Raw genomic sequence first — 26,180 nt, 5'->3', positions numbered from 1 at the left:
CCATGCATATTTCAATTTTTACCAGTCTGCCAAAGATTCATTAAATATATCCTGGGTTATCCTTTCAAAAATAGCTCCCAGCGCTTCATCCCTAACCGATGAGAATTGCGTATTGGCATCGTAATCATAAAAGAAGGAAAATCGCTGTTCAAAATCTACATCTTCCTTCGTTCTGTTAAAAAAACGGACGTTTACGCCCATGGTTAACCTATTCTGAGCTGCCCGCTGCTGTGCAGTTGCTGTCATCGGAGATATCCTAAATTCTACAATCTCTCCTTCATATATCAAATCGGCATCAGAACTTCTTAAATCTAGGCTTGTTTGGTTAAGGATCAGATCCTGTAAGGCCAAAGTAAAATCTCTATCCAAACCGGGATCAAAAGTAGATCCGGGGTTTTGCGTAGCATAATTCTGAAAATAATTTACCTGAAACGAGGTTGCCGTACCTACATCGCCACCGGTAAAGTTATATGCCCCGCAACCAAGCGTAAGAAACACCAGGGAGATGCTCAGGATATTTTTAAATATTTTTTTCAAAAGATAAAGTTCAAAGAGTTGACTAATTAACTAAATATATGGTTATAAATCGTATTGTTTGATTTTTCTGTAAAGCGTTCTTTCTGAAATCCCTAATTCTGCAGCAGCTGCCTTTCGTTTTCCTCTGTTTCTATCCAGGGATTTCCGTATTAGTTCAATTTCCTTTTCCTGTAAAGAAAGTGTTTCTTCTTCTTCAATTTCCTCCGCAAAATGGTATTTGTCTTCCTTCACTACTTCGGGGCTCGATTCTATTCTGGCCTCAGGAAGTGGCAAAGCTTTCATGGCCCGGGTCTTTTCTTCTTTAATATCCTCAACATCCTCAATATCCTCACCGTTAGTGCCATATATTTTTCGTATCAAATTTTCATTTTCCTCCTGTACCTTCGAGGAATCATTGTTCTGCAACATTTTCAAGGTAAGTTTTTTCAGATCGTTCAAATCTGCTTTCATATCAAACAACACCTTGTAAAGTATCTCTCTTTCATTGCTGAAGTCATTTTCCTTTTTCCCTCGTGCAATTACGGCCGGAAGATTAGAATCGTTTGCATGCGGCAAATAACCATTCAATGTTGCCAAACTTATATTTCTTTCTGATTCCAGCACAGAGATTTGTTCGGCAACATTTCTTAATTGCCTGATATTTCCGGGCCATCTGTATTTTGTAAGTAATTGTATGGCGTCATCCTGAAGCCTTATTGTGGGCATTTTATATTTCTGACCAAAATCAGAGGCAAATTTTCTGAATAACAAATGGATATCCTCACTTCGCTCTCTTAAAGGGGGAATATGAATTTCTACTGTACTTAGCCTGTAGAATAAATCTTCCCTGAATTTACCTCCTTTGATGGCTTCTGTCATATCCATATTAGTGGCGGCCACAATACGAACATTTGTTTTTTGAACCTGGGAAGATCCCACTTTCATGAACTCTCCGTTTTCCAGAATTCTGAGCAGTCGTACTTGTGTTGTAAGCGGAAGTTCGGCTACTTCATCCAAAAATATAGTGCCGCCATCGGCAACTTCAAAATAACCTCTTCTGGTTTGCGTTGCACCGGTAAAAGCTCCTTTTTCATGGCCAAATAGTTCACTATCTATTGTGCCTTCCGGGATGGCACCGCAATTTACAGCTATATATTTTGCGTGTTTTCTATGAGATAAAGAGTGAATAATTTTTGGCACCGCCTCTTTACCAACCCCGCTTTCACCGGTAACCAAAACAGAAATGTCTGTAGGAGCAACCTGTATGGCCTTTTCCAGTGCACGATTAAGCTTTGGATCATTGCCAATAATCTCAAAACGTTGTTTTATTGCCTGTACGCTTTCCATACTTAATTATTTTCAGAATAGCCAACCGCCTTGCCCATTAAAGTAGCTGAGGTACAATCTTCTATTCGCACCATTACAAATTCTCCTACAGCATAGTTCTCTTTGGGAAAAACCACTACCGTATTTTGAGAATTTCGTCCCATCCATTGTAATTCAGATTTTTTTGATGTTCCTTCAATGAGGACTTCTTCAATCTTGCCTAAATGTTCTTTTGTTCTCTGTAAACTATGCTTTAATTGCAAATCAATGACCTCACTTAACCTTCTTTTCTTTGCTTCCTCCGGGATATTATCCATGAGTTTTCTTGCTGCCAAAGTACCCGGTCGTTCAGAATAGGCAAACATAAACCCAAAGTCATATTTAACGTATTCCATTAAAGACAAAGTATCCTGGTGGTCTTCCTCCGTTTCGGTTGGAAAACCCGTAATTATATCCTGACTTATAGCGCAGTCCGGGATAATCTTTCTGATGTTATTTATTAATTCAAAATATTCTTCCCTGGTATGTAATCTGTTCATGGCCTTTAATATTCTGTCGCTGCCACTCTGAACAGGCAGGTGGATATAATTACAGATATTTTTGAACCTGGCCATAGTTTCAATAACATCAAGAGTCATATCCTGAGGGTTTGAGGTAGAAAAACGAATCCTCATCCTGGGTTGGGCTTCGGCAACTAAAGCCAATAAATTGGAAAAATTTACAGCCGTGGCTTTCTGTATAGCTGAGGCTGCATCGAAATCTTTTTTAAGCCCCCCGCCATACCACAAATAACTATCAACGTTCTGTCCTAACAGGGTTACCTCCCTATATCCCTTTTCCCAGAGTTCATTCACTTCATGCACAATCGACTGCGGATCCCTGCTTCGTTCCCGACCCCTGGTAAATGGTACTACACAAAAAGTGCACATATTATCGCAGCCACGGGTTATGGAAACAAAAGCGGTTACCCCGTTTGAATTTAATCGCACAGGTGCTACATCTCCGTAGGTCTCATCTTTGGAAAGTATTACATTGACTGCATTCCTTCCCTCATCTATTTCACGGATTAGGTTAGGCAGGTCCTTATAGGCATCAGGGCCAACCACCATATCCACAATGCGTTCCTCTTCCAATAATTTACTCTTCAGCCTTTCTGCCATACATCCCAAAACCCCTACTCTGATGTGGGGCCTGGTCTTCTTAACTGCATTGAACTTTTCCAGCCTTTTTCTGACTGTCTGCTCTGCTTTTTCCCGAATGGAACATGTGTTTACCAAAACAAGATCGGCCTCTTCCAAAGAGTTCGTGGTATTAAATCCTTCTTGCGCCAGGATGGAAGCAACTATTTCACTGTCTGAAAAATTCATCTGACAACCGTAACTTTCTATATATAAATTACGGGTGTTTTTCTGGTCTTTTTCCAGTGTAAGTGCAGTGCCCTGATTTTTTTCTTCAATAATTTTCTCCATGCTATGGTCTCTTCCAGAGGTATCTCAAACAGTCTGCAAAGATAACACATTCTGCATACTAGTGACAAATTGACAGTTAATTATTTGTCAATGTTTATAGCACCATAAAACATCTGTTTATCTGAATTAGAATTAAATTCAGATAGCTTGAAGGCGGAATAACAGTTAAGTGATACTCTAAATAAGTATTAATTGGTAGAAATCATTTTAATCTGTCTATCTAATACCTGACTATTAATTTTATTTATATAAGCCTCAAACAAACTGTTTAAGCTGTTAATCTCTATATCCAATTCCTTTTTAATATCCTCGAAAAAAGCAAGTGCCTGATCCGTTGGAGGGTAATCCCCTCTTTGAGAATCTGACATCAGAAAAGCCATGCGGTTGTTTATTCTTATGCCATAATTTAATGGATCCTGCCTGCTTTGGTTTTTTGTCATGTGAATCCTGTTTTCAACCTGGTTTAACCTGGCTTCAAATTCGTCTAAAAGTTTTTTGAACTCCTCATCGGTTGTAACTTTTTTCTTTAAGTAATCCATATCCTTTTTTACAGAGCGGATATCAATAATTGCCTGGTTGGCTCTGCTGACCTGGTCTCTTACTTTTATGAGGAAATCAAATTGATTTTTAAAATCGGCCTCTGTGTTTGGGAGCCTTGGATCTTTTACAATTGTAAATTCCTTTTCAGACGCTATCCCATTATAGGTAAGTCTTACCTTATAAGTGCCCGGCACTGCTTTTGGGCCTGTATTCGGAGAAGAGTACAAAACCATTCCTTCAAAGGTTTTGAAGCCCGGATACCTTAAATCCCAGATAAAGCGATTGCCTCCTGTTACAACTGTTAGTGGTTTTGTTGCTGACGGATCCTGTTTGTCCGCTTTGGAGGTTGTGTTATACTTTTGAATTAATGCGCCTTTAGCATCCAAAATTTCAAGGGCAATGGTATCTGTTTCTTTTCTGTCTTTTATATAGTAATTTATAATGGCGCCATCAGGATGGTTTTCACCTACCAACTTCAGGTTGGGTTTGCTCCTGCTGGAGGACTGTTGCGTTCTGTAAGTAATATCAGGCTTATAAAGATAAAAATCACTTTTAGCCATTTCTTCGGTGAGCTGATGTAAGGGGGTCAGATCATCAATCATCCAAAAACTTCTTCCATGTGTGGCAGCAATAAGATCGTTATCCCGAACCGCTAAATCTCTTATTGAGGTCACCGGAAGATTAAGGTTAAATGAAGACCAATGCTGTCCATCATCAAATGAAATGTACATTCCCCATTCGGTACCTGCATATAATAAGCCTTCCCTAACTTTGTCAGACCTGATAGCTCTTGTATAATGATTGTTCTTTATCCCATTGGTAATAAGTGTCCAACTCTCTCCATAATTAATGGTCTTATAAAGGTAAGGGGTATAGTCGCCAAACTTATAGGACGTCGCAGCCAAATAGGCAACACCTTCTTTGAAGGGACTTGGTTCTATACAATTAATCATATTTAATTTAGGTGATAGTTGAGATGGGGGGGTTATATTCTTCCATGTTTTCCCGTCATCTTTGGTAATATGTACCAGGCCGTCATCGCTCCCTATATAAATAACCCCTTTCTCTAAGGATGATTCTGCGATCGCAAAAATATTAGAATAAAACTCTGCCCCGGTATTATCTTGTGTAATGGGTCCTCCGGAGGATTTTATAGTCTCCGGCAGACCCCTGGTCAAATCTGGAGAGATTATCTCCCAGGATTGTCCTTCGTTCGTAGAAATGTGCAAAAAATTCGATCCGGCATATAAGCGATTTTTGTCATGCATGCTGAACATAACAGGATAATTCCAATTAAAACGATATTTCATAATTTCTACTCCCGAGCCCGCGGGGTTATCCGGCCAGACATTGGTAGACCTTGTCTGATCTAATGTATGGTCCAATCGCATCATATATCCTTTGTAGGTGCCGCCATAGACTATGTCATTGTTTTTTGGATCAACAGCTAAATGCGCACTCTCGCCACCCGCTGTGGGCTCCCAATCTTTTTCACCGATACTGTTACCGGAGCTCCTGTGGGAGATTCTAACAGTAGAGTTGTCTTGTTGCGCCCCATAGATTCTATATGGAAAAACATTATCTGTGGTAACCCGGTAGAATTGTGCGGTAGGCTGATTGTGATAGGTTGTCCAATTGGTTCCCCCATCATTTGATACCTGAGCCCCGCCGTCATCCGCAATAATCATCCTCTGATTATTTGTGGGGTCTATCCATAAATCATGATGATCACCGTGAGGGGCATTTTTCAAGGTAAAAGTTTTGCCGCCATCCGCAGACACACCATAACTTACGTTCATTACATAAACCTTATCCTTATCCTGGGTATCTGCATAAATTCTGCTATAGTACCAGGCTCTCTGCCTAAGCGCTCTGTTTTCGTTGATTTTTTTCCAGGTTTTTCCTGCATCATCAGATCTGAAAAGCCCGCCATCTTCTGCTTCTATTATTGCCCAGACTCTATTGGAATCTACAGGTGATACGGTAATGCCCACAATACCCCAGGGTCCTGAAGGAAGCCCATCATACTCTGAAATATCCGTCCATGTAATACCACTATCAGTGCTTTTATATAGTTTGCTATCTGGTCCGCCGCTGTCCATTCTATAACCATTTCTCTTCATTTCCCATGTTGAGGCGTATAGAATTCTGGGATTATTAGGATCCATAATGAGATCACCAGCTCCAGCTTTATCACTTATATAAAGAATCCTTTCCCAGGAAGAACCGCCGTCAAGACTTTTGTAAACTCCTCTGGTCTTATTGGGAATCCATAGATTTCCGATGGCTGCAACATAAACAATATCGGGATTGGTAGGGTGAATCCGTATTCTGGCAATGTGTTCGGAACCTTCCAGGCCAATAAATTTCCATGTCTCTCCGGTATCTACACTTTTCCAAATCCCGTTTCCGGAAGAAACATTTCCTCGCAGCGTTTGTTCCCCTTCCCCTACATAGATTACATTAGGATCAGATTCTGAAACGGCAACGGCCCCTATGGAGCCCCCAAAAAAACCATCAGAAATACATTCCCATGTGCTTCCTGCATCGGTAGTTTTCCAAACGCCACCACCGGCAGTTCCCATATAGTAAAGCAAATCATTATCCTTTACACCTGTTACGGTTCCGGCCCTGCCACCCCGGAACGGACCTACTAATCTCCATTCTATGCTTTTGTAAAGGGCTTCATTATATATAGCAGAGTTATTGTCTTTAGTTTTTCTTTGCGAATTTGAAGTTATAGGAATAATTAGAAAAAGGATAAAAACCAGTTTAAAGATTTTGTGAAGCATAATATGTTGGGTTAGCGATTTGGATAAAAATAACATATTTTTTATTTCTTTTTGCCAATTAAAAACAAATCCTAAATACATAATAAAAGGCGCTAAATAACTAATACTTTGAACTTGCTAAGGACTTGGATTTGCGATCTTATCAGCTAGAATAAAAAATTTCATATACTTTTGTTTTTTCAAAAACTGATGAATGGCTAAGAATTTAGTAATCGTAGAGTCGCCTGCAAAGGCTAAAACAATAGAAAAATTTCTGGGAAAAGATTTTAAAGTTGAGTCTAGCTTTGGACATATAGCAGATCTTCCTTCCAAGGAATTAGGAGTTGATGTTGAGAATGATTTTAAACCGAAATATATTGTCGACCAGGAGAAGAAGCCTGTTGTAAAAAAGTTGAAGGACCTCGCTAAAAAAGCAGAGACCATATGGCTGGCAAGTGATGAAGACCGCGAAGGAGAAGCTATTTCCTGGCATTTGGCAGAGACATTGAACCTTGATCGATCCAGAACTAAACGGATTGTATTTAATTCCATTACCAAGTCGGCTATCCAAAAGGCAATTGAAAACCCCAGAGAAATAAATTATAACCTTGTTAACGCCCAGCAGGCGAGAAGAGTTCTGGATAGGTTGGTTGGATATGAGTTATCTCCTGTTCTTTGGAAAAAAATTAAACCCGGCTTATCCGCAGGGAGGGTTCAATCTGTAGCTGTTCGATTAATTGTTGAAAGGGAACGCGAAATCGATGCTTTTAACCCGGAAGCTTCCTATAAGGTAGTGGCGGAATTTAAAACGGAGAATGGCAGTGTATTTGGCGCAAAACTCTTAAAGAACTTTGAAACAAAGGATGAGGCCCTCGCATTTTTGAATAAAAATGCCGGCGCTGTATTTTCTGTTTCCGCTCTGGATAAAAAACTTGCTAAAAAATCCCCGGCGGCCCCGTTTACGACCTCTACATTACAACAGGAGGCATCCAGGAAATTGTATTTTTCAGTAGCAAGAACCATGCAGGTTGCCCAGCGCTTATATGAAGCTGGTCTTATTACCTATATGAGGACGGATAGTGTAAATTTATCCGGGGAAGCCATAGGAGCGGCTAAGGACACCATCATTAAGAATTATGGTGAGAAATACAGTAAAGTCAGAAATTACAAAGGTAAATCTAAAGGTGCTCAGGAAGCGCATGAGGCCATACGCCCCACGGATATGAATTTACAATCTCCTTCATTGGAGAGAGATCAGGCAAAATTGTATGAATTGATTTGGAAGCGCACACTTGCCTCACAAATGAGCGATGCAGAATTGGAACGGACAAATGTAAAAATAAAGACCAACTCCTATCAGGAGCAATTTACCGCGAATGGAGAAGTAATTAAATTTGATGGGTTTTTAAAAGTATATCTTGAAGGTAAGGACGAAGAGGACATAGCTGAAGAACAGGAAGGACTGCTTCCTGCAATGAAAATTGGTGATCACCTGAACTATAATTATATAACGGCAACGGAACGCTTTACAAGGCCTCCTTACAGATATACAGAAGCTACACTGGTAAAGAAATTAGAGGAACTGGGTATAGGAAGACCTTCTACCTATGCACCAACAATATCTACTATTCAAAATAGGGGTTATGTAGAAAAGGGCAGTATTGAAGGTGAGGAAAGAAAGTATTCGCAACTTATATTGGAGTCAGATAAAATTGAGGAAAAATCACTATCCGAATTAATTGGTTCTGATAAAGGAAAGCTTGTTCCAACAGATATTGGGATTATCGTCAATGATTTTTTGGTAGATAATTTTGCGCATATTCTTGACTATAACTTTACAGCCAAAGTGGAGGAAGATTTTGACGAAATTGCCGAAGGCAGGGAAGATTGGCAAAAGGTATTGAAAGACTTTTATGAGGATTTCCACCCCCAAGTACTCGATGTAGAAGAGAACGCCCTCCGCGCCAGCGGAGAACGTGTCCTGGGCACAGATCCTAAATCCGGAAGACAGGTAGCGGTTCGTTTGGGACGATTTGGTCCTATGGTTCAAATTGGTACCGTTGAGGAAGAGGACAAACCATTATTTGCCAGCTTGCTCCCGGAACAATCGCTTAATACGATTACCTACGAAGAGGCCATGGAGCTTTTTCAATTACCCAGAAAATTAGGGGTATTTGAAGGTGAAGAAGTAGAGGCCAATGTAGGCAGATTTGGTCCTTATGTCAGATACGGAAAAAAATTCGTTTCACTGGATAAAGGGGAAAGTGCTTTTGATGTCGATTTAGAAAGGGCGATTGAATTGATTCGCGAAAAACAAAAAGCAGATGCTCCTATTGCGGTTTATGAGAATAAAGATGTCATCAAAGGCAAAGGCCGTTTCGGACCTTTTATCAAATGGGATGGGATGTTCATAAATGTGAATAAAAAGTATGATTTTGACAATCTTACCCAGGCTGATATAGTTGAGTTGATAGAAGCTAAAAAACAAAAAGAGGCAGAAAAGCTTGTCAGGGAATGGGCCGATGAGGGCATCCGGATTGAAAAGGCGCGATGGGGAAGGCATAGCATTATTAAAGGAAAAATGAAGGTAGAACTTTCCAAAGATGTAGATGCTGCCAAAATCTCGCTGGAAGATGCACAGGCATTGCTTGAAAAGAAAAAACCTTCAAAAAAGACCAAGAAAACCTAAGATTAGCATATATATGGCATTCGATTTTTTGCTTCCTGTAGATGATATGGCCCTGGCGCATTGTGAACTTTTACCACAACAATCACTTGGCAGAAATATTAATAAGCATACTGAGAAAAATGGTTTACCAGTTTTAGCTAATGCCTCTTTTGCCCTGATGGGCGTTCTGGAGTCCAGAAATGCATTTGAAAAGAAATCGGAGCGTTTGGATACGACTGAGATCAGAATTCAGCTTTACAAGCTTATGATGGGCAATTGGAATTCAGTTTTAGTAGACCTTGGTGATGTAGAAGAAGGAGAATCGGTGGAGGATACTTATTTTGTAGTAAAGGAAATTGTAGCCGAATTACTTGAAGAAAATGTTATTCCTATAATAATAGGGGCCACCCAGGATATTACTTACCCTACATACAGGGCCTTTGATAAAATTAAGGATATGGTAAATCTGGTGTCGATAGACAGCAGGTTCGATTTCGGTGCAGATGAGGAGCTCATTTCTTCACATTCCTATATGAGTAAAATAATTACAGATAAGCCTAACAATCTATTTAACTTTTCAAATATTGGTTATCAAAGTTATTTTAATGCCCAGGAAGAAATAGATCTTATGGACCGTTTGTTTTTTGATGCATACCGGTTGGGAGAAATAACATCAGACATTTCATTGGCAGAACCCGTATTGCGGAACGCACATATTGTAAGCCTGGATGCCCGGGCAATTAAAGCCGGAGAGATAGGTGGGTCAAAGAATTTTTCACCAAATGGATTTAACGGAAGAGAAATTTGTGCAATAGCCAGGTATGCCGGTATGAGCGACAATGTTGCAATATTTGGAATATATGAAAGCGAGAATACTCCCCATTCTATTCAATTAATTTCGCAAATTATATGGTATTTTATAGAGGGATATAACTACAGAATAAAAGAAATACCGAGTGCTAAAAGCAAAGACTTCAATAAGTTTAATGTACCCACTGAAACGGAGCAATTGATTTTTTACAAAAGTTTGCTTACCGAAAGATGGTGGGTCGAGATTCCATCAATTTTATCTTCACATACTAAAATAAATTCACCTGCGTTATTACCATGCACTGAACAGGACTATTTAGACGCATGTAATCAAAATATTCCCGAAAGGTGGTTCAAGGCCTATAAGAAAGGTTTTAACTAACATTAATTTATTTTAAAGGATAGACTGTTTTATACAATAAATTATTCAAAATGCAGTTTTAGAGAATAATAATTGTGAATACTGTTTATAGTCTTAATCGAAATTTAACCTAAAGTATGAAGAAGCTATTGTTATTATCTATAGCGTTTGTTTTTTTGCTCACAAGCTGTGGGTCTAAAACAAAAGGAGAACTAGTCGGAGTCCAGGGTAAAAAGTGGTATCCGGAAAAACCTTATGGAATGGAACTGATCCCCCGGGGATCATTTATCATGGGTAAAAGTGAGGAAGACATGGCAAAAGTTCTGAACGCTCCAACCAAAACTGTTACCGTACGATCTTTTTATATGGATGATACGGAAATAACCAACAGCGAATATCGTCAATTTGTAGAATGGGTGAAAGATTCCATTGTAAGAACAAAGTTGGCAATCCTGGCTGACGAACTGGGGATGGGTCCGGAAGACGGAGGCATTGGTGATTATGCATTTAAAGATGCGGACACCACTAATATGTCTACCTATGATAAATATATGCTGGATAATTATTCCGGCATGGGTGAGACCGGATATGAAGGGAGAGGATTAAACAGAGATGAGGATTTAATCTGGGATACTTCGGAATACCCGGATGAATACTACACAGAAATAATGGATTCAATATATATTCCGGAAGAGGAATCGTATAACGGGCAGCGCACAATAGATGTTACTAAGCTGAAATATAAATACAGCTGGATGGACATCGAAGCTGCAGCGCGTTCGAGAGATGCCAGAAGAAAGGATTTTATAAAGCATGAGGAATTGGAGATATATCCGGATACAACTGTTTGGATAAGAGACTTTCAGTATTCCTACAACGAACCAATGCACAATGACTATTTCTGGCATGATGCCTATAGTGATTATCCGGTAGTTGGTGTTTCCTGGCAACAGGCCCAGGCCTTTTGTAACTGGAGGACGAAATTTAAAAATGACGATCAGAGAAGCAGAGGCAAACAGTTTGTTAATGGATTCAGATTGCCTACGGAAGCTGAATGGGAATATGCAGCCAGAGGTGGGATCGAAAGTGGAACCTATCCCTGGGGTGGTCCTTACGTGATCAGTGATACAGGTTGCTTTATGGCAAACTTTAAACCACAGCGAGGTGATTACGCAGCGGATGCAGCTTTATATACTGTAGAAGCAAAGTCCTATGAGCCAAATGACTACAATCTTTACAATATGGCAGGAAATGTTTCTGAATGGACCAATTCCAGCTATGACCCAAATTCTTACGATTACGTATCTACCATGAATCCGAATGGCGGGGATTATGAAAACAAAAGAAAAGTTATACGTGGAGGCTCCTGGAAAGATGTTGCTTATTTCCTACAGGTAAGTACCAGAGATTATGAGTACAGAGATTCTGCCAGAAGTTATATCGGTTTCAGAACCGTTCAAGATTATATGGGAGAAGAAGACTCAACACAGTAGTTTTTACGTACATAAATAAATCAAACAATAAACCAAATACTTATTTTTAACATTAAACTTAAATTAAATTTAGAATTATGGCACAGTCAAAATCAACAAAGAAACTATTTAACATGGCCTATGGGCTTGGAGCGTCAGTGGTTATCATTGGTGCGTTGTTTAAAATCCTGCACTGGGAATTTGGACCTCTTACAGGTGGACTTCTACTCGCAGTAGGTCTTATTACTGAAGCACTTATTTTTGCAATTAGTGCATTTGAACCGGTAGATGATGAATACGATTGGTCTCTGGTATATCCAGAATTAACAGGCGGCATGTCTGGAAGTAAAAATGATGTTCAGGATGCAAAAGAGGCAGAAGGAATTTTGTCCAGAAAATTAGATGAGCTTTTAAAAGAAGCCAACATTGATGCTAACCTTATGGAAAGCCTTGGAGAAAGCATTCGTAATTTCGAAGGTGCTGCAAAAGGAATTGCTCCTTCAGTGGATGCAATGGAGTCTACCAAGAAATATTCTGATGAAATGGTAGAGGCAGCGTCTCAAATGGAGTCTTTAAATAGCTTATATAAAGTACAATTGGAAAGCGCCAGCAGACAAGCTTCTGTTAACGAAGAAGTTGTCCAAAATGCAAGTGCCCTTAAAGATCAAATGGAATCTCTTGCTTCCAATCTTTCTTCCTTAAATGGAGTATACGGAGGTATGTTATCTGCAATGAGTAAAAACTAATTAGTGTATTAGTAAACCCAAATCAAAATTTTAATCAAAAACTAATTAGAAAACATGGCAGGAGGAAAATTGTCACCACGTCAGAAGATGATCAACTTAATGTATTTGATCTTCATCGCAATGCTGGCGTTAAATATGAGTAAGGAAGTTCTGGCGGCATTCGGTCTTATGAACGAAAAGCTGGAAGCTTCTAACGCAAAAACCACTGAGAACAATCTAGCGTTCTTAAATGGTTTAGAAACTAAAGCATCGGAAAATGCGGAAAAATTTGGTCCGCTACTGGAAGATGCCAGAAAAATTAAGGAATTGTCCCAGGAGTATTATGATTATCTGGAAGCCCTTAAAGGAAAAATGTTAACCGAGATAAAAGATCCTAAAGATTATCAGGTTATGGATAAATCTGATTATTTAGATCAGAAATTTTTTCAGGGGGATAACCTGGCTCCGGAAGGTAAAGAATTCTTAAAAAGGATTACGGATTATCGTACACAAATTTCAGCTACTTTACCGGAAGGCATGAGTGAAGTGAAGGCTTCTGTTCAAACCAGATTTGAAACTGGTGATGCTAACGGCAAAGTTGAGAAGAGAGATGGTACGAAACAGGATTGGATAAACTATCATTTCGAAGGTTTTCCGGTGGTTGCTTCTTTAACGAAGATAACACAGATACAAGCTGATGTTAAGGCTACAGAGCAGGATGCTTTAAAGTCTATGCTGGAAGGTCAGTTGACCAGTGAAGTATCTATGACTAATTATACTACGCTCTTAGAGCAGGAAAAATCAGCCTTTTATGCTGGTGAGAAGTTCGCAGGGGCAGTTGTATTAGGTCGTAAAGATGCTACAACTAGGCCAAATGAAGTTAATCTTACATTAGATGGCAGAAAACTTAGCGAAGGAAAGGATTATGAGATCGATAATGGTCAGGTAAAACTTTTAGTTAGTGCCGGAGCTCCCGGAGACCATAAGATTGCCGGTAATCTGGTATTTATTCAGGATGGTGAGAGAACAGAAGTTCCTGTTTCTCAAACTTTTGCAACGATCACAAAACCTAATGCCGCATTAATTGCCGCAGACAAGATGAATGTGGTTTATCGCGGAGTTTCTAATCCAATGTCGATTTCGATACCCGGAATTCCAAATAACAAGGTTAGTGCATCTGCACCTGGTCTCAAGAAGAGAGAAGGCAGCAAGTATGTCATGAACCCCGGAACAGGAAGGACTGTAACAATAACGGCCTCAGGTACCTTACCTGACGGACAACGTGTTTCCTCAAAATCTGAGTTCAGGATCAAGGATATTCCAAGACCATCCGGATCTATCAGAGGAGAAACCGGTAGTGCAAAAATGCCTAGAAGAAACCTTGAAATTGCAACAATTGGTGCATTGCTTGAAGACTTCGATTTTGACCTGAATCTGGCTATTAGCGGATTTAAATTCAAAGTGCCGGGTCAGCCCACTGTAAGTGTCAATGGCAACAAATTGGATAATAGAGCTAAATCTGCCCTGCAAAGAGCAAAAAGAGGCGATGCTGTTCAGGTATTTGATATTCAAGCTTATATCACGAATAACAAAAGCTATAAACTGAAGAAGGTATCTCCGGTTATTGTGGAGATTACAAACTAAGAATAGTATAAATTTTTATTTTATGAATTGGAAGAATGTTTTAATTGCTGGAGCTGTAGCGCTGCTACCAATATCAATGATGGCACAGGCTAATATATTAAATGCCAAACTGCCAGAGGAAATTGGTAAAAAGACAGAAGCGCAAATAGCAGCGGATAATGATGCTCCGCTGCCATACGGCTACGTAGATGACAGGGATATCCTTTGGTCCAAGACCGTATGGGAGGTAATTGATCTTGATGAAAGAGTAAATTTCCCACTGTACTATCCGCTTGACACCATAGATATTGGTGCGGACAGAAGGTCGTTGTATGATGTTTTTATGAAGAACATTAAAAACGGTAAGCTTACTGACGTATATGTAGATTCTTATTTTACTGAAAAAAGGAGTTTGAGTGACCTGGAAGCTACATTGAAAAAAGTAGATACCACAGATCTTGGGTATGAGCAAATCAATGCCGGCGAGCAGCTTTCTCCCGAATACATTAATCAAAGGGAACTTACTGCAGCTGATATTGAAGAGTATCGTATCAAAGGGATATGGTATTTTGATAAGCGGCAGGGCGAATTAAAATATCGACTGTTGGGCATTGCCCCGGTAGCTCCCGATGTTAACTTTATAGATGATGAATCTATGGATCCCAATGATAATAAAGTTGAACTTTTTTGGGTTTGGTATCCTAGTGCCAGAGAGATATTACACAAAGCCAAGGTTTTTAACCAACAAAACTCAGCGCAGCCAATATCTTTTGATATGTTATTGAATGCAAGACGTTTTAATGGTCTTATCTATAGAGAGGACAATGTTCAGGGAGATCGTGTAATTAATGATTATATAGCCGATAATGCACTGTTCCAGTTGCTTGAAGCAGATCGTATTAAAGAAGCAATACGAGACAGGGAACAGGATATGTGGGCATACTAGAAATATTTTTTGAATTCCAATTCAGATATAAATTAAAAAACGCTGCACCAATTGGTGCAGCGTTTTTTAATTTTACACTATGGTAGATTACTTAATAGTAGGTCTTGGCCTGGCCGGAATAGCTTTTTGTGAAAGGCTCGAACAGCAGGGCAGAACATTCAGTGTAATTAATGATGACTCACAGACCTCTTCGAATATTGCGGGAGGATTGTATAATCCGGTACTCTTAAAAAGATTTAGTCTTGCCTGGAAAGCAGATGAACAATTGAAAATGATTCTGCCTTTTTACAAAAACCTGGAAGATAAACTAAAAATAACATTGGATTATAAGGTTCCTGTCTTAAGGATTTTCGCCTCTGTAGAGGAACAGAATTTATGGTTTGAGGCCGCCGACAAAAAAAAATTACAGCCATATCTTTCTACAAAACTTCTGGATAATAATAATCCATGTATTAAGGCACCATTTGGCTTTGGTGAGGTCCTGCATACCGGAAGAGTAGATACAAAGGTTTTGGCAAAAGCCTATTCCGGTTATTTGTCCAAAAAGAAACTTTTAGACCCGGAAACTTTCAACTTTGATGAATTAAAGATAGGAACCGACTACTTCTCTTATAGAACCATAAAAGCCAAAAGAATTGTTTTTGCTACGGGCTATGGATTAAAAAGCAATAAGTATTTCAATTATTTGCCGCTTAATGGCACAAAAGGAGAGCTTTTAACAATAAATGCCCCGCTTCTTAAAGAAGAGCGCGTTATTAAATCCTCTGTTTTTATTATTCCTGTTGGGAATAACCTTTACAGAATAGGAGCTACCTACAAATGGAAGGATAAATCGAATGAACCAACCTTAGAAGCCAGACGGGAACTGAAAGCTAAGCTGGATACCTTTTTAAACTGCGATTATAAAATAGTAAACCATGTGGCCGGAATAAGGCCTGCTGTAGCCGACAGAAGGCCTTTGGTAGGCAAGCACCCCGTTTATAACCATATGTACTTGTTAAATGGTTTTGGATCAAGAGGGGTCATGATAGCACCCTATGCTTCGCGCCAGTTACTTGAATTCATAGAAAATGGCAGGGTTATAGACCCTGAAATGGATATTTCGAGATATGATAAGGACTACATAGAAGTTTAATCTATGCGGGCAGTTGCCGGGTCATATTTTATAAAGATGTTGATCCAAATATTTCTGGAAAGCCTTATAATAAATGGCAAAAAGACAACCATTGTAACCACTATTGCAATAAATGTATTTAATAAACCAATGCCAATAATTAAAAAAGCAATAACAAAGACCGCTACCGCAAATGCTATTCCAACAGCATAGCTTACATACATTGCTCCATAGAAAAAGGAAGGCTCAATTTTGTACTTTGTATTACAATGTGCGCACCGGGTATACATTTTAAAAAGGGAGCCCAGATGATAAGGGTTAGGATCTATATACATACTTTCCTGGTGGCATCTTGGACAACTTCCTGTTAAAATACTGTAGAGTTTGTTTCCTTTTTTTAACATTTGCAAAAGTTTAGGTAAAACTACAATTTTAAGAAGTTTATACTTGTAACATCAATTACAAAAAATGCTACATATTCATAATCTTTCTGTTTCTTTTGGAGGAGAATACCTGTTTAAAGAAATCGCTTTCAGATTAAATGCCGGGGATAGGGTAGGACTTATTGGTAAGAATGGCGCCGGGAAATCTACCCTGCTTAAACTTCTTTCTAAAGAAATGAGTCCTGACACCGGTACACTGGCCACAGAAAAAGATATAAAAATAGGCTGTCTGAAGCAAGATCTTGATTTTGAATATGGAAGATCTGTCCTGGAGGAAGCTTACGAAGCTTTTGTTGAATTGAAAGCCCTTGAACAGAAGTTGGAGCATATAAATTTACAATTAGCCGAACGAACCGATTATGAGAGTGATGTTTACAATCAATTGATAATAGACTTAAATGATTTAACCCATCAATATGAAGTTCATGGAGGCTACAATTATCAGGGTCAGACAGAAAGAATCCTTTTAGGCCTTGGTTTTAAAAGGGAAGATTTTAACAAAAGTACAGACACATTCTCCGGTGGATGGCGGATGCGCATAGAATTGGCCAAATTACTCCTGCAGAACAATGATGTTCTCTTATTGGATGAACCTACCAACCATTTGGATATTGATTCTATACTATGGCTGGAGCAGTTCCTTCTTAATTTTACCGGGGCACTGGTGCTGGTTTCTCACGATAGAATGTTTTTGGATAATGTTACTAACAGAACAATAGAAATATCTCTTGGCAGAATCTATGATTACAATAAGCCATATACTAAATATTTAAAACTCAGGGACGAAATAAAAGCGCAACAACTTAGCGCCAGAAAAAACCAGGAGAAAGAAATTCAGCAAACTGAGCGGTTAATTGATAAATTCCGGGCCAAGTCTTCAAAAGCCTCTATGGCTCAGTCTCTGATTAAGAAGCTCGACAAGATGGAGCGAATTGAGGTGGATGAGGACGACCTCAGCGCCATGAAATTGCGCTTTCCAATCTCTGTAACCCCCGGAAAAGTAATCTTTGAAATGGAGGAGCTTTCCAAAAGTTATGGCAATAAAGAAGTATTAAATGGCGTAGACATAATTTTAGAAAGGGACAGCAAAACGGCTTTTGTAGGCCAGAACGGGCAAGGGAAAACTACTTTAGCTAAAATCCTTGTAGGCGAATTGGAATATCAGGGAAGACTAAAAGCTGGCCATAATGTAGAGATAGGCTATTTTGCCCAGAATCAAATGGACTATCTGGATGGTAATAAAACCATACTAGACACGATGATAGATGCCGCGAATGAGAAAAACCGGAGCAAAGTTAGAGATATTTTGGGGTCATTCCTTTTTAGCGGGGATGATGTAGATAAATATGTCAAGGTTTTGTCAGGTGGAGAAAGGAACAGGCTGGCGTTGGCTAAAATGTTGCTTCAGCCCTTTAATGTTCTGGTTATGGATGAGCCAACAAATCATCTGGATATCAAATCCAAACATGTTTTGAAAGAGGCGCTAAAACAGTTTGAAGGCACATTGGTTGTAGTTTCGCATGACAGGGATTTTCTGCAGGGGCTTACCAACAAGGTTTATGAGTTTAAGGAGAAAAAAATTAAAGAGTATTTAGGGGATATTGATTATTTTCTTGAACAGCGAAAAGTTGATGATTTCAGGGAGATTGAAAAGAAACAAATCGATTCGAAAAAGAAAGAAAAACGCAACAATAAGCCTTCAGATTACGAAAGTCAGAAAAAACTAAAGTCGTTAAAGAATAAGTTAAGTACTCTTGAAAGTAATATAGCCGGATTAGAGAAGGAGATTGCCAGGATAGATCATGACCTGCTGATGGATTATGATGCTACAATTGCTATTCCGGACTTTTTTGATTCTTATCAGGCTAAAAAAAAGGAGCTGGAGGAATTGATGACCAATTGGGAAAAAGTAACTTTAGAGCTTGAAAACACTGAGGTAGAGGAATAAAATGTAAGACAAAAAAATTTTTACAACATAAAAACAGCCTTTCACAACAAATACAAGCACTTTATCGATTAATTAGGTTTTTTGTCTATACAATCTGGTATATTTGTAAGGCAATTCTTTAGTGATGTAAAGTATTTCTTAAAGTCTGATCTTATGAAAAAGCTGCTCCTGCTTCTGGTTATATTAATAACATCTAATCAGATGATGCAAGCAAAGGTTAGTAAAGCCGAAAAAATGGCTTTATTGGATCTTTATAAAAGCACTAATGGTACGTCCTGGGTAAAACAGTGGAACATGGACCAGCCTGTTTCCGAATGGTATGGGGTTACTGTTGAAGGGAACCATGTAGTGGAGATAAGTTTATTTCGTAATAATCTTTCAGGAATAATACCCCAGAGCATCGGTAAGCTTACGCACCTGAGGATTCTGAACCTTGCATTTAATACCCTGAGTGGAGAATTGCCAGCTACAATTTCCCGGTTACAAAATCTGGAGGTACTAAAAATAGAGATGAACAGATTGAAAGGTAAACTTCCTTCGGAGCTAGGAAATATGGTAAAATTGCTAGAGCTCACCGCTTTCAATAATTTTTTCTCGGGAAATATTCCTGAAAGTATTGGAGATATAGTTAACCTGAGGGTTTTAAATTTGTCCAGTAATAATTTTGAGGGTCATATACCCGATTCCATAGGAAATCTTAGCCGACTTGAAAGCCTCGGACTTTTTGAGAATGCACTGGAAGGTGATATCCCCGGAAACCTGGGACAACTGGTTTTGCTCAAAGAACTGGTACTTGCTAATAATCAGTTGGGCGGCGCGATTCCGAAGGAATTTGGTCAATTGGCCAGTTTGAAGGTGTTTCAAATTCAGAATAACAAATTTAATTCTTACAAAAACCTGGAACTTATGAATACTAGAGAGTTTTTGGTTTTTGACTATGATAAGGACGATGTAAAATTAGATTTCAAAGATGTCAATTTTTCCAAAACGCGCATGGCAGATACGAAATTTGAGGACGAAGAAGAACATTAGTAGTTGATTTATACTTTAGTTAGTTCAGCCAAAGGGATGCATATCGCATCCCTTTTTGTTTTATAATAAAGTAAAAAATTTAAACATAAATTATGATTTATTTAACGTTAGTTGCATATGCAACTAATAAAATTTGGCGTTATCTTTGTCGCATGAACAATTTAGATATTTTAGTAGATTTTGATTCGTCTGTAGGTCGGTGGATCGGTAGTACTGCCAAGATGGTCGACAACTATTTGCACGAAGCTTTTCAAAGCGAGGGGCTTGATCTTAGTAAAGAGCAAATGGTGGTCCTTAAAAAATTACATGAAAATGATGGCCTTATTCAAAATGAATTGGCATATCTGACTTTAAGGGACAAATCTTCTCTGGCGAGATTACTGGCTAAAATGGAACGTAAAAATTATATATCCAGAGAACAGGATGAATTCGATAAGCGGGTAAACCGCGTTTTCCTTACTGAAACCGGAAGAATAACATTTAGACAGACCCGGCCCATAATAGTTGGACTTAAAAAAATAATGGAAAAAAATATTAAAGAAGAAAATATATATCAACTTATAAACACTCTTGAGCGTATTCAAAAAAACATAAGCTCAGTAGAGTCCCAAATTAATTAACAATCGAATGAGAAAGATAATTTTATCAATACTAGGAATCTTAATAATAATAGCCTCCTTTTTTCTGGCCAAACAAATTGCTAACAGTAAAACCAGGCCCAAGGCAAAAGTAGAAAAAGTAGTGAAAACTGTTTTTACAGAGACGGTCTCCAATGGGACTGTTCCTATTGTTGTACAGGCGCATGGGAATCTGAAGGCCAAAAGGAGAGTAGAACTCTATTCCGAGGTGCAGGGCGTATTCCAAAAAGGGAACAGGCTGTTTAAACCTGGTCAGCGCTATTTCGCAGGTGAGACTGTTATCAAAATTGATGCCTCTGAGTATTATGCCAGTGTACAGTCTTCCAAAAGTAATTTATACAATTTGATCACTTCCATTATGCCTGACCTTCGTCTGGATTATCCCGAAGTATTTCCAAAATGGCAGGCGTATCTTAGTAGTTTTGACCTTGATCAAACTACCCCACCGCTTCCTGAAATGACCAGCGAGAAGGAAAAGTTCTTTATTTCAGGCCGTGGAATCATAACTAACTACTACAATGTTAAGAATCAGGAACAACGTTTGCGTAAATATCGAATATCAGCCCCTTTTAATGGGGTGTTAACAGAGGCCCTTGTTACTGAAGGCACTCTTGTGCGGTCAGGTCAGAAATTAGGAGAATTTATAAACACAGATATCTATGAATTAGAAGTTTCGGTCAGTAAGACTTATAGTGATCTTTTAAAACTTAATGAGCATGTGGACCTTGTTAATCTGGATCGTACCAAAACATACAAAGGGGTCGTTTCCAGAATTAACGGGAATATTGATTTAGCTACACAAACCATTAAAGCGTTTATTGAGGTAAGTGACCCGGATCTTAAAGAGGGCATGTATCTAGAAGCAAACCTCAATGCAAAGGAGGAGATTGAAGCCATTGAAATAGACAGAAACTTATTGCTGGAAAACAACCAGATTTTTGTCGTGCGAGATTCGGTACTCGACATTATCGATGTAAGGCCTGTTTATTTTTCTGATAGAAAAGTAGTTCTGAAGGAAGTTCCAGATGGGATTTCTATTTTAACGAAGCCCGTTGTTGGAGCATATGCGGGTATGCTGGTCAAAAAATATATGGGAGAAACAGCCAAAACAGAAAACTAATGAAAAAAGTAATCTCTTATTTTATTAAATATCATGTCGCCGTTGATGTTATAATCATTGGGTTTTTCATCTTTGGTATTGTAGGAGCAACGTCGTTAAAATCTTCATTTTTCCCTCTTATAGCTTCTAAGAACATCTCTATTAACATTACCTATCCCGGGGCTTCCCCACAGGAAGTGGAAGAGGGTATTGTGCTGAAAATCGAAGATAATCTCAAGGGTCTTGAAGGAGTAGATCGGGTTACTTCTACATCCAGGGAGAACAGTGGAAATATCAATGTAGAGATTGAGAAAGGAAGAGATGTAGATTTTATGCTTTTACAGGTAAAGAATGCTGTAGACAGAGTGCCAACCTTCCCAACTGGAATGGAGCCACTTATTGTCTCAAAGTTGGAAGCTATAAGACAAACTATAAGTTTTGCAATAAGTGGTAAGGATATTCCACTTGCAACTTTAAAACAAATTGGACGTCAGATAGAAAATGATATTCGGGCAATTGATGGAATTTCTCAGATTGAAATGGGAGGTTATCCTCAGGAAGAAATTGAAATCGCAGTTGATGAGAACAATTTACGGGCCTATGGAATGTCATTTTCAGAGGTTGCAGAAGCAGTATCCAATGCTAATATTCTTGTAACCGGAGGTAATATTAAGACCAGTGAAGAGGAATACCTTATCAGAGCTAATAATAGATCCTATTATGGGGATGAGCTTACTAATTTAATTATTCGGGCAGATGAAGATGGGCAAACAATAAGATTAAAGGATGTGGCCATTATAAGGGATCGTTTTGCAGAATCTCCAAACGCATCTTATTTTAATGGAGAACTTTCTGTGCGCACTTCTATTACAAGCACCAATACCGAAGATCTTATTTCATCTGCTGAAAAAGTCCGGAATTATATTGATGATTTTAATCAGAAACACAATAATATAAAATTAAATGTGGTCAATGACCAGTCCACCACACTTAATCAGCGAACAGAATTACTTACCAAGAACGCTATAATGGGTATGATCCTGGTTTTGATCTTTTTGTCGATTTTTTTGAATACACGTTTGGCTTTTTGGGTTGCATTTGGGTTACCTGTAGCATTTTTGGGAATGTTCGTTTTTGCAGGTTTGTTTAATGTCACGATAAATATACTTTCACTTTTTGGGATGATCATCGTTATTGGAATTCTTGTGGATGACGGGATTGTAATTGCGGAAAATATTTACCAGCATTACGAGAGAGGGAAAACACCGGTACAGGCTGCAATAGACGGCACTATGGAAGTAATTCCTCCGATTGTATCTGCAATCATAACAACGGTACTAGCTTTCTCAATATTCTTATTTCTTGATGGACGGATAGGAGAATTTTTCGGGGAAGTTTCTGTAATAGTCATACTTACTCTGGTAGTTTCTCTGGTAGAAGCTCTTATAATACTTCCAGCTCACCTGGCTCATTCCAAAGCCTTACACAAGGAAGATAAAAGACCAAAGACTGGGATTGCTAAAATATTTTCCAAGCTAAGAGCTATCAATAAAGGTGGAGACAAGATTATGATTTGGTTCCGCGATAAAGCATATAGTCCCACACTAAAATTTGCCCTGCGCTATAAATTATTGACTTTTTCTTTTTTCGTTTTTGCACTAATCCTCACTTTCGGATCTATTGGGGGTGGAATCATTCGAACTTCTTTTTTCCCCAGGGTTGCCAGTGATAGGGTCCAGGTAGAGTTATTGATGCCAAACGGAACACATGAGAAGGTTACAGATTCTATTATTTCATTGATTGAAGAGAAGGCAGAAATTGTCAATCAGGAGTTAACTGAACAATATCTCAAGGGTACAGGAAAAGTGCTTTTTGAAAATGTAATAAGAAATTTGGGGCCTGGCTCATCAGCAGCGACACTTACTATAAACTTATTGCCTGGTGAAGAAAGACCGAATGCCATTGTCTCTGAACTTGTATCCAATAGGTTGAGGGAATTAGTAGGGCCTGTAATAGGGGTTGAAAGTCTGATCTATGGTTCAGGGGGTAATTTTGGAGGTGATCCTGTATCTGTTTCATTGTTAGGCTATAACATCCAGGAATTGAAAGCCGCGAAAGAGGAGTTGAAAAAAGCTATGATGGATAACCCTGCACTGAAAGATATAGCGGACAACGATCCGGTGGGGATAAAGGAAATCAGAATTCAACTTAAAGATAATGCCTATTTGTTAGGACTTAATCTTAGATCTGTTATGAACCAGGTAAGGGCCGGATTTTTTGGAGTTCAGGCACAGCGTTTTCAAAGGGGACAGGATGAAATCCGGGTATGGGTAAGATACGACAGAGAAAACAGATCATCTATCACAGATTTGGATGAAATGCGTATCGTCACCCCAAATGGCAGCAGGATTCCTTTAAAAGAAATAGCGAGTTATAACATCGTAAGGGGAGAGGTGGCAATAAACCATTTAAACGGACAGAGAGAAATACAGATTTCCTCCGATTTAAAGGATGAAAAAGTTGTAAGTGCCACGGATGTAATGACAGAGATAAGGACAGAAGTAATGCCGGATATCTTATCGAGGTATCCCACAGTAACACCATCTTACGAAGGTCAGAACAGGGAGGCTGGGAAACTTATTAGATCACTTCGAATGGTAGGCCTTACAGTATTGTTTTTGATTTATGTTACTATAGCCTTTACTTTCCGAAGTTTTAGCCAACCCTTGATGCTGTTATTACTGGTGCCTTTTAGTTTAACTGCAGTTGCATGGGGGCATTGGATTCATGATTTTCCTATTAACATTATTTCTATGCTTGGAATTATTGCGCTTATTGGAGTTATGGTGAACGATGGTCTGGTACTCATAGGAAAATTCAATAACAACCTGCGGTCCGGAATGACCTTTGATGATGCAATTTTTGATGCAGGAAAGTCACGTTTTAGAGCAATTTTCCTTACCTCTTTGACAACTGTTGCCGGGTTGGCACCACTTATGTTGGAGCAAAGCAGACAGGCGCGTTTCCTCATTCCTATGGCAATTTCAATTTCCTACGGGATTGCTTTTGCTACCGTTCTTACACTTGTAATGTTGCCTATTTTCCTGTCTTTTAGCAATAAGGTTAAAGTACAGTTTAAATGGCTGGTGACCGGAGATATGGTTGCAAAGGAAGATGTTGAACGTGCAATAAAAGAACAAAAAGAGGAACTTCAACAACAGAATCAATTAGTTACAAAACTTATTAAAGAATCTCCTAACAATTCTGTGAAAGGAGAAAACAAAAAAGAAGCTTCAATTGAATTAGAAGGTAAAGAAAAATGAAAAACTATATCTGGATTGTTGTGCTTTTAGCAATGGGTTTTAATGCTAAAGCACAGGAAAATGTATTGTCAAAAAATGAGGCTATCACTCTTGCCTTAGAGCAGAATTTTGGAATAAAAGTTGCCGAAAATACGGTAGAAATTGCAGATAATAATCAGGATATTTTAAATTCAGGATTTTTGCCTACCCTTACCGGAACAGCCAACGCAAGTTTTGCCGAGGATAATAATACCATCGAATTTCCTGGTCAGGTTGATGATAACGGAAATCCCCGACCGGATGTAGAAATTAATAATGCAGAAACGAAACGTTATGGTGCGGGTTTCAATCTTAATTATACCTTATTTGATGGTTTGGGCCGTACCTATAATTATAAGCGACTTAAGGAACAATATCAGTTGACAGAATTGCAGGCGAGGGAAACTATTCAGAGTACGATACTTCAACTGCTCAGCATCTATTTTGAGGTAGCCCGTTTATCTGAAAATGAATACGCCCAGAAGGAGGCTTTAGAGGTTTCAAAAGATAGGATTGAAAGGGCGCAATATGCATTTGAGTATGGCCAAAACACCCAGCTTGATGTATTAAATGCTGAGGTAGATGTAACAAACGATAGTATTATCCTACTGAATACACAGCAATTATTACAAAATACCAAAAGAGATTTAAATGTTGTCCTAAATCAGGATCTTATGGTTGATTATGAAGTAGATACCCTGATAAATTTTATCCCAATGCTCGAAATTCAGGCAATGATAGATGATGTATCCTTAAACAATCTGGCTATTCTGCAAACTGAACGAAATTTGGCAATAAATGAATATGATATCAAAGTGAGTAAATCGGGTTATTTACCTGTCATTGGTTTGACAGGTTCTTATGGCTGGAATTTAAACCAGAATCCGGCATCCGCTTTCTTTCCTGGTACCCTTAATAACAATCAAAATTTTACCGTTGGGGCCGGATTTACCTGGAACCTTTTCGATGGAGGAAACACAATAACCAGGGTTCGAAACGCTAAAATAGTTTATGAAAATCAGGAGTTATTAAAGAAGCAGGTTGAACTGGAAGTTGCAAGGGATATCCAGAATGCACTGGAAACTTACGAAAACAGATTGACGATATATGAAATACAGGAGAAAGCTGTTATTACCAATCAGAATAACTTTGAAAGATCAAGGGAACAATACCAGCTTGGGAGAATTACTTCAATTCAATTCCGACAGGCACAGATAAATCTTTTAACTGCACAAACAACCAAAAACCTGGCTAAATACGATGCTAAACTGGCTGAATTACAGCTATTGGATTTAACCGGGCAATTGTTGAATGTAGATTTTTAATGTAATTCCTCAA

At 38.7% G+C, this 26,180-nt stretch carries 18 protein-coding genes; 13 read left to right on the top strand and 5 right to left on the bottom strand.

Features of this window, described 5'->3' with window-relative positions:
* Nucleotides 1–18 precede the first annotated feature (18 nt).
* The 4 genes from G504_RS0104240 to G504_RS0104225 all read right to left on the bottom strand — a co-directional run bounded on the left by G504_RS0104240 (nt 19) and on the right by G504_RS0104225 (nt 6,643).
* Nucleotides 19–537, bottom strand: coding sequence for an LptE family protein (locus tag G504_RS0104240; RefSeq protein ID WP_019668898.1), 519 nt, complete (start codon nt 535–537; stop codon nt 19–21).
* 42 nt (nt 538–579) lie between these two features.
* Nucleotides 580–1,863, bottom strand: coding sequence for a sigma-54 interaction domain-containing protein (locus tag G504_RS0104235; RefSeq protein ID WP_019668897.1), 1,284 nt, complete (start codon nt 1,861–1,863; stop codon nt 580–582).
* Nucleotides 1,864–1,865: 2 nt separating this feature from the next.
* Nucleotides 1,866–3,311, bottom strand: coding sequence for a tRNA (N6-isopentenyl adenosine(37)-C2)-methylthiotransferase MiaB (gene miaB, locus G504_RS0104230; protein WP_019668896.1), 1,446 nt, complete (start codon nt 3,309–3,311; stop codon nt 1,866–1,868).
* 188 nt (nt 3,312–3,499) lie between these two features.
* The gene (locus G504_RS0104225; protein ID WP_040443860.1) at nt 3,500–6,643 is read right to left on the bottom strand and encodes a WD40/YVTN/BNR-like repeat-containing protein; all 3,144 of its coding nucleotides are present in this window, start codon (nt 6,641–6,643) and stop codon (nt 3,500–3,502) included.
* A gap of 193 nt (nt 6,644–6,836) precedes the next feature.
* Here G504_RS0104225 and topA point away from each other — a divergent pair, with 193 nt between their 5' ends.
* The 7 genes from topA (at nt 6,837) to G504_RS0104190 (ending at nt 16,362) form a co-directional block, all read left to right on the top strand.
* The gene (gene topA, locus G504_RS0104220) at nt 6,837–9,311 is read left to right on the top strand and encodes a type I DNA topoisomerase (RefSeq protein ID WP_019668894.1); all 2,475 of its coding nucleotides are present in this window, start codon (nt 6,837–6,839) and stop codon (nt 9,309–9,311) included.
* Between the two features lie 13 nt (nt 9,312–9,324).
* Nucleotides 9,325–10,482 carry a formimidoylglutamase gene (locus G504_RS0104215; protein WP_026348387.1) on the top strand — a complete coding sequence of 386 codons (1,158 nt, stop codon included), beginning with the start codon at nt 9,325–9,327 and terminating at the stop codon, nt 10,480–10,482.
* A gap of 116 nt (nt 10,483–10,598) precedes the next feature.
* Entirely contained in the window at nt 10,599–11,954 is a 1,356-nt protein-coding gene (porK, locus tag G504_RS0104210) for a T9SS ring complex lipoprotein PorK/GldK (protein ID WP_019668892.1), read from the top strand.
* A 77-nt stretch (nt 11,955–12,031) separates the two neighbouring features.
* Entirely contained in the window at nt 12,032–12,679 is a 648-nt protein-coding gene (porL, locus tag G504_RS0104205; protein ID WP_019668891.1) for a type IX secretion system motor protein PorL/GldL, read from the top strand.
* A 54-nt stretch (nt 12,680–12,733) separates the two neighbouring features.
* Complete coding sequence (gene porM, locus G504_RS0104200) at nt 12,734–14,302, top strand: type IX secretion system motor protein PorM/GldM (protein WP_026348386.1); 1,569 nt, start codon at nt 12,734–12,736, stop codon at nt 14,300–14,302.
* A gap of 22 nt (nt 14,303–14,324) precedes the next feature.
* Nucleotides 14,325–15,227 (top strand): type IX secretion system ring subunit PorN/GldN, encoded by a 903-nt coding sequence (porN, locus tag G504_RS0104195; protein ID WP_019668889.1) that lies wholly within the window; start codon nt 14,325–14,327, stop codon nt 15,225–15,227.
* 79 nt (nt 15,228–15,306) lie between these two features.
* A complete protein-coding gene (locus tag G504_RS0104190) occupies nt 15,307–16,362 on the top strand; it encodes an NAD(P)/FAD-dependent oxidoreductase (RefSeq protein WP_019668888.1) in 1,056 nt (351 codons plus the stop codon).
* Here the strand turns inward: G504_RS0104190 and G504_RS0104185 are convergent.
* Nucleotides 16,359–16,745: a DUF983 domain-containing protein gene (locus tag G504_RS0104185; protein ID WP_019668887.1), complete on the bottom strand. Its 387-nt coding sequence runs from the start codon at nt 16,743–16,745 to the stop codon at nt 16,359–16,361. The two genes, G504_RS0104190 and G504_RS0104185, sit on opposite strands and share 4 nt — an antisense overlap.
* 64 nt (nt 16,746–16,809) lie before the next feature.
* Here G504_RS0104185 and G504_RS0104180 point away from each other — a divergent pair, with 64 nt between their 5' ends.
* From G504_RS0104180 to G504_RS0104155, 6 genes are all read left to right on the top strand, one after another.
* Nucleotides 16,810–18,732, top strand: coding sequence for an ABC-F family ATP-binding cassette domain-containing protein (locus tag G504_RS0104180; RefSeq protein ID WP_019668886.1), 1,923 nt, complete (start codon nt 16,810–16,812; stop codon nt 18,730–18,732).
* A gap of 153 nt (nt 18,733–18,885) precedes the next feature.
* Nucleotides 18,886–19,764, top strand: a complete 879-nt coding sequence (locus tag G504_RS0104175; protein ID WP_019668885.1) for a leucine-rich repeat domain-containing protein — start codon at nt 18,886–18,888, stop codon at nt 19,762–19,764.
* Nucleotides 19,765–19,916: 152 nt separating this feature from the next.
* Nucleotides 19,917–20,384, top strand: a complete 468-nt coding sequence (locus tag G504_RS0104170; protein WP_019668884.1) for a MarR family winged helix-turn-helix transcriptional regulator — start codon at nt 19,917–19,919, stop codon at nt 20,382–20,384.
* A 7-nt stretch (nt 20,385–20,391) separates the two neighbouring features.
* Complete coding sequence (locus tag G504_RS0104165; protein WP_019668883.1) at nt 20,392–21,522, top strand: efflux RND transporter periplasmic adaptor subunit; 1,131 nt, start codon at nt 20,392–20,394, stop codon at nt 21,520–21,522.
* On the top strand, nt 21,522–24,824 hold the full coding sequence (locus G504_RS0104160; RefSeq protein WP_019668882.1) for an efflux RND transporter permease subunit: 3,303 nt from the start codon (nt 21,522–21,524) through the stop codon (nt 24,822–24,824). The genes G504_RS0104165 and G504_RS0104160 overlap by 1 nt, the downstream gene beginning before the upstream one ends.
* Entirely contained in the window at nt 24,821–26,167 is a 1,347-nt protein-coding gene (locus G504_RS0104155; RefSeq protein WP_019668881.1) for a TolC family protein, read from the top strand. The genes G504_RS0104160 and G504_RS0104155 overlap by 4 nt, the downstream gene beginning before the upstream one ends.
* The last annotated feature ends 13 nt before the right edge of the window (nt 26,168–26,180 follow it).

It is taken from the genome of Eudoraea adriatica DSM 19308, assembly GCF_000382125.1.
In the GTDB taxonomy this organism is placed as follows: Bacteria; Bacteroidota; Bacteroidia; order Flavobacteriales; family Flavobacteriaceae; genus Eudoraea; species Eudoraea adriatica.
Note: the sequence above shows the minus strand (reverse complement) of the source record. Positions and strands in the feature narration are given on the sequence as shown.

Coding starts and splice junctions, on each gene's coding strand:
- porM (WP_026348386.1), top strand. CDS start 12,734: ATGGCAGGAGGAAAATTGTCACCACGTCAGAAGATGATCAACTTAATG.
- G504_RS0104165 (WP_019668883.1), top strand. CDS start 20,392: ATGAGAAAGATAATTTTATCAATACTAGGAATCTTAATAATAATAGCC.
- G504_RS0104225 (WP_040443860.1), bottom strand. CDS start 6,643: ATGCTTCACAAAATCTTTAAACTGGTTTTTATCCTTTTTCTAATTATT.
- G504_RS0104235 (WP_019668897.1), bottom strand. CDS start 1,863: ATGGAAAGCGTACAGGCAATAAAACAACGTTTTGAGATTATTGGCAAT.
- G504_RS0104160 (WP_019668882.1), top strand. CDS start 21,522: ATGAAAAAAGTAATCTCTTATTTTATTAAATATCATGTCGCCGTTGAT.
- porN (WP_019668889.1), top strand. CDS start 14,325: ATGAATTGGAAGAATGTTTTAATTGCTGGAGCTGTAGCGCTGCTACCA.
- porL (WP_019668891.1), top strand. CDS start 12,032: ATGGCACAGTCAAAATCAACAAAGAAACTATTTAACATGGCCTATGGG.
- miaB (WP_019668896.1), bottom strand. CDS start 3,311: ATGGAGAAAATTATTGAAGAAAAAAATCAGGGCACTGCACTTACACTG.
- G504_RS0104155 (WP_019668881.1), top strand. CDS start 24,821: ATGAAAAACTATATCTGGATTGTTGTGCTTTTAGCAATGGGTTTTAAT.
- G504_RS0104190 (WP_019668888.1), top strand. CDS start 15,307: ATGGTAGATTACTTAATAGTAGGTCTTGGCCTGGCCGGAATAGCTTTT.
- G504_RS0104170 (WP_019668884.1), top strand. CDS start 19,917: ATGAACAATTTAGATATTTTAGTAGATTTTGATTCGTCTGTAGGTCGG.
- G504_RS0104175 (WP_019668885.1), top strand. CDS start 18,886: ATGAAAAAGCTGCTCCTGCTTCTGGTTATATTAATAACATCTAATCAG.
- topA (WP_019668894.1), top strand. CDS start 6,837: ATGGCTAAGAATTTAGTAATCGTAGAGTCGCCTGCAAAGGCTAAAACA.
- G504_RS0104185 (WP_019668887.1), bottom strand. CDS start 16,745: ATGTTAAAAAAAGGAAACAAACTCTACAGTATTTTAACAGGAAGTTGT.
- porK (WP_019668892.1), top strand. CDS start 10,599: ATGAAGAAGCTATTGTTATTATCTATAGCGTTTGTTTTTTTGCTCACA.
- G504_RS0104180 (WP_019668886.1), top strand. CDS start 16,810: ATGCTACATATTCATAATCTTTCTGTTTCTTTTGGAGGAGAATACCTG.
- G504_RS0104215 (WP_026348387.1), top strand. CDS start 9,325: ATGGCATTCGATTTTTTGCTTCCTGTAGATGATATGGCCCTGGCGCAT.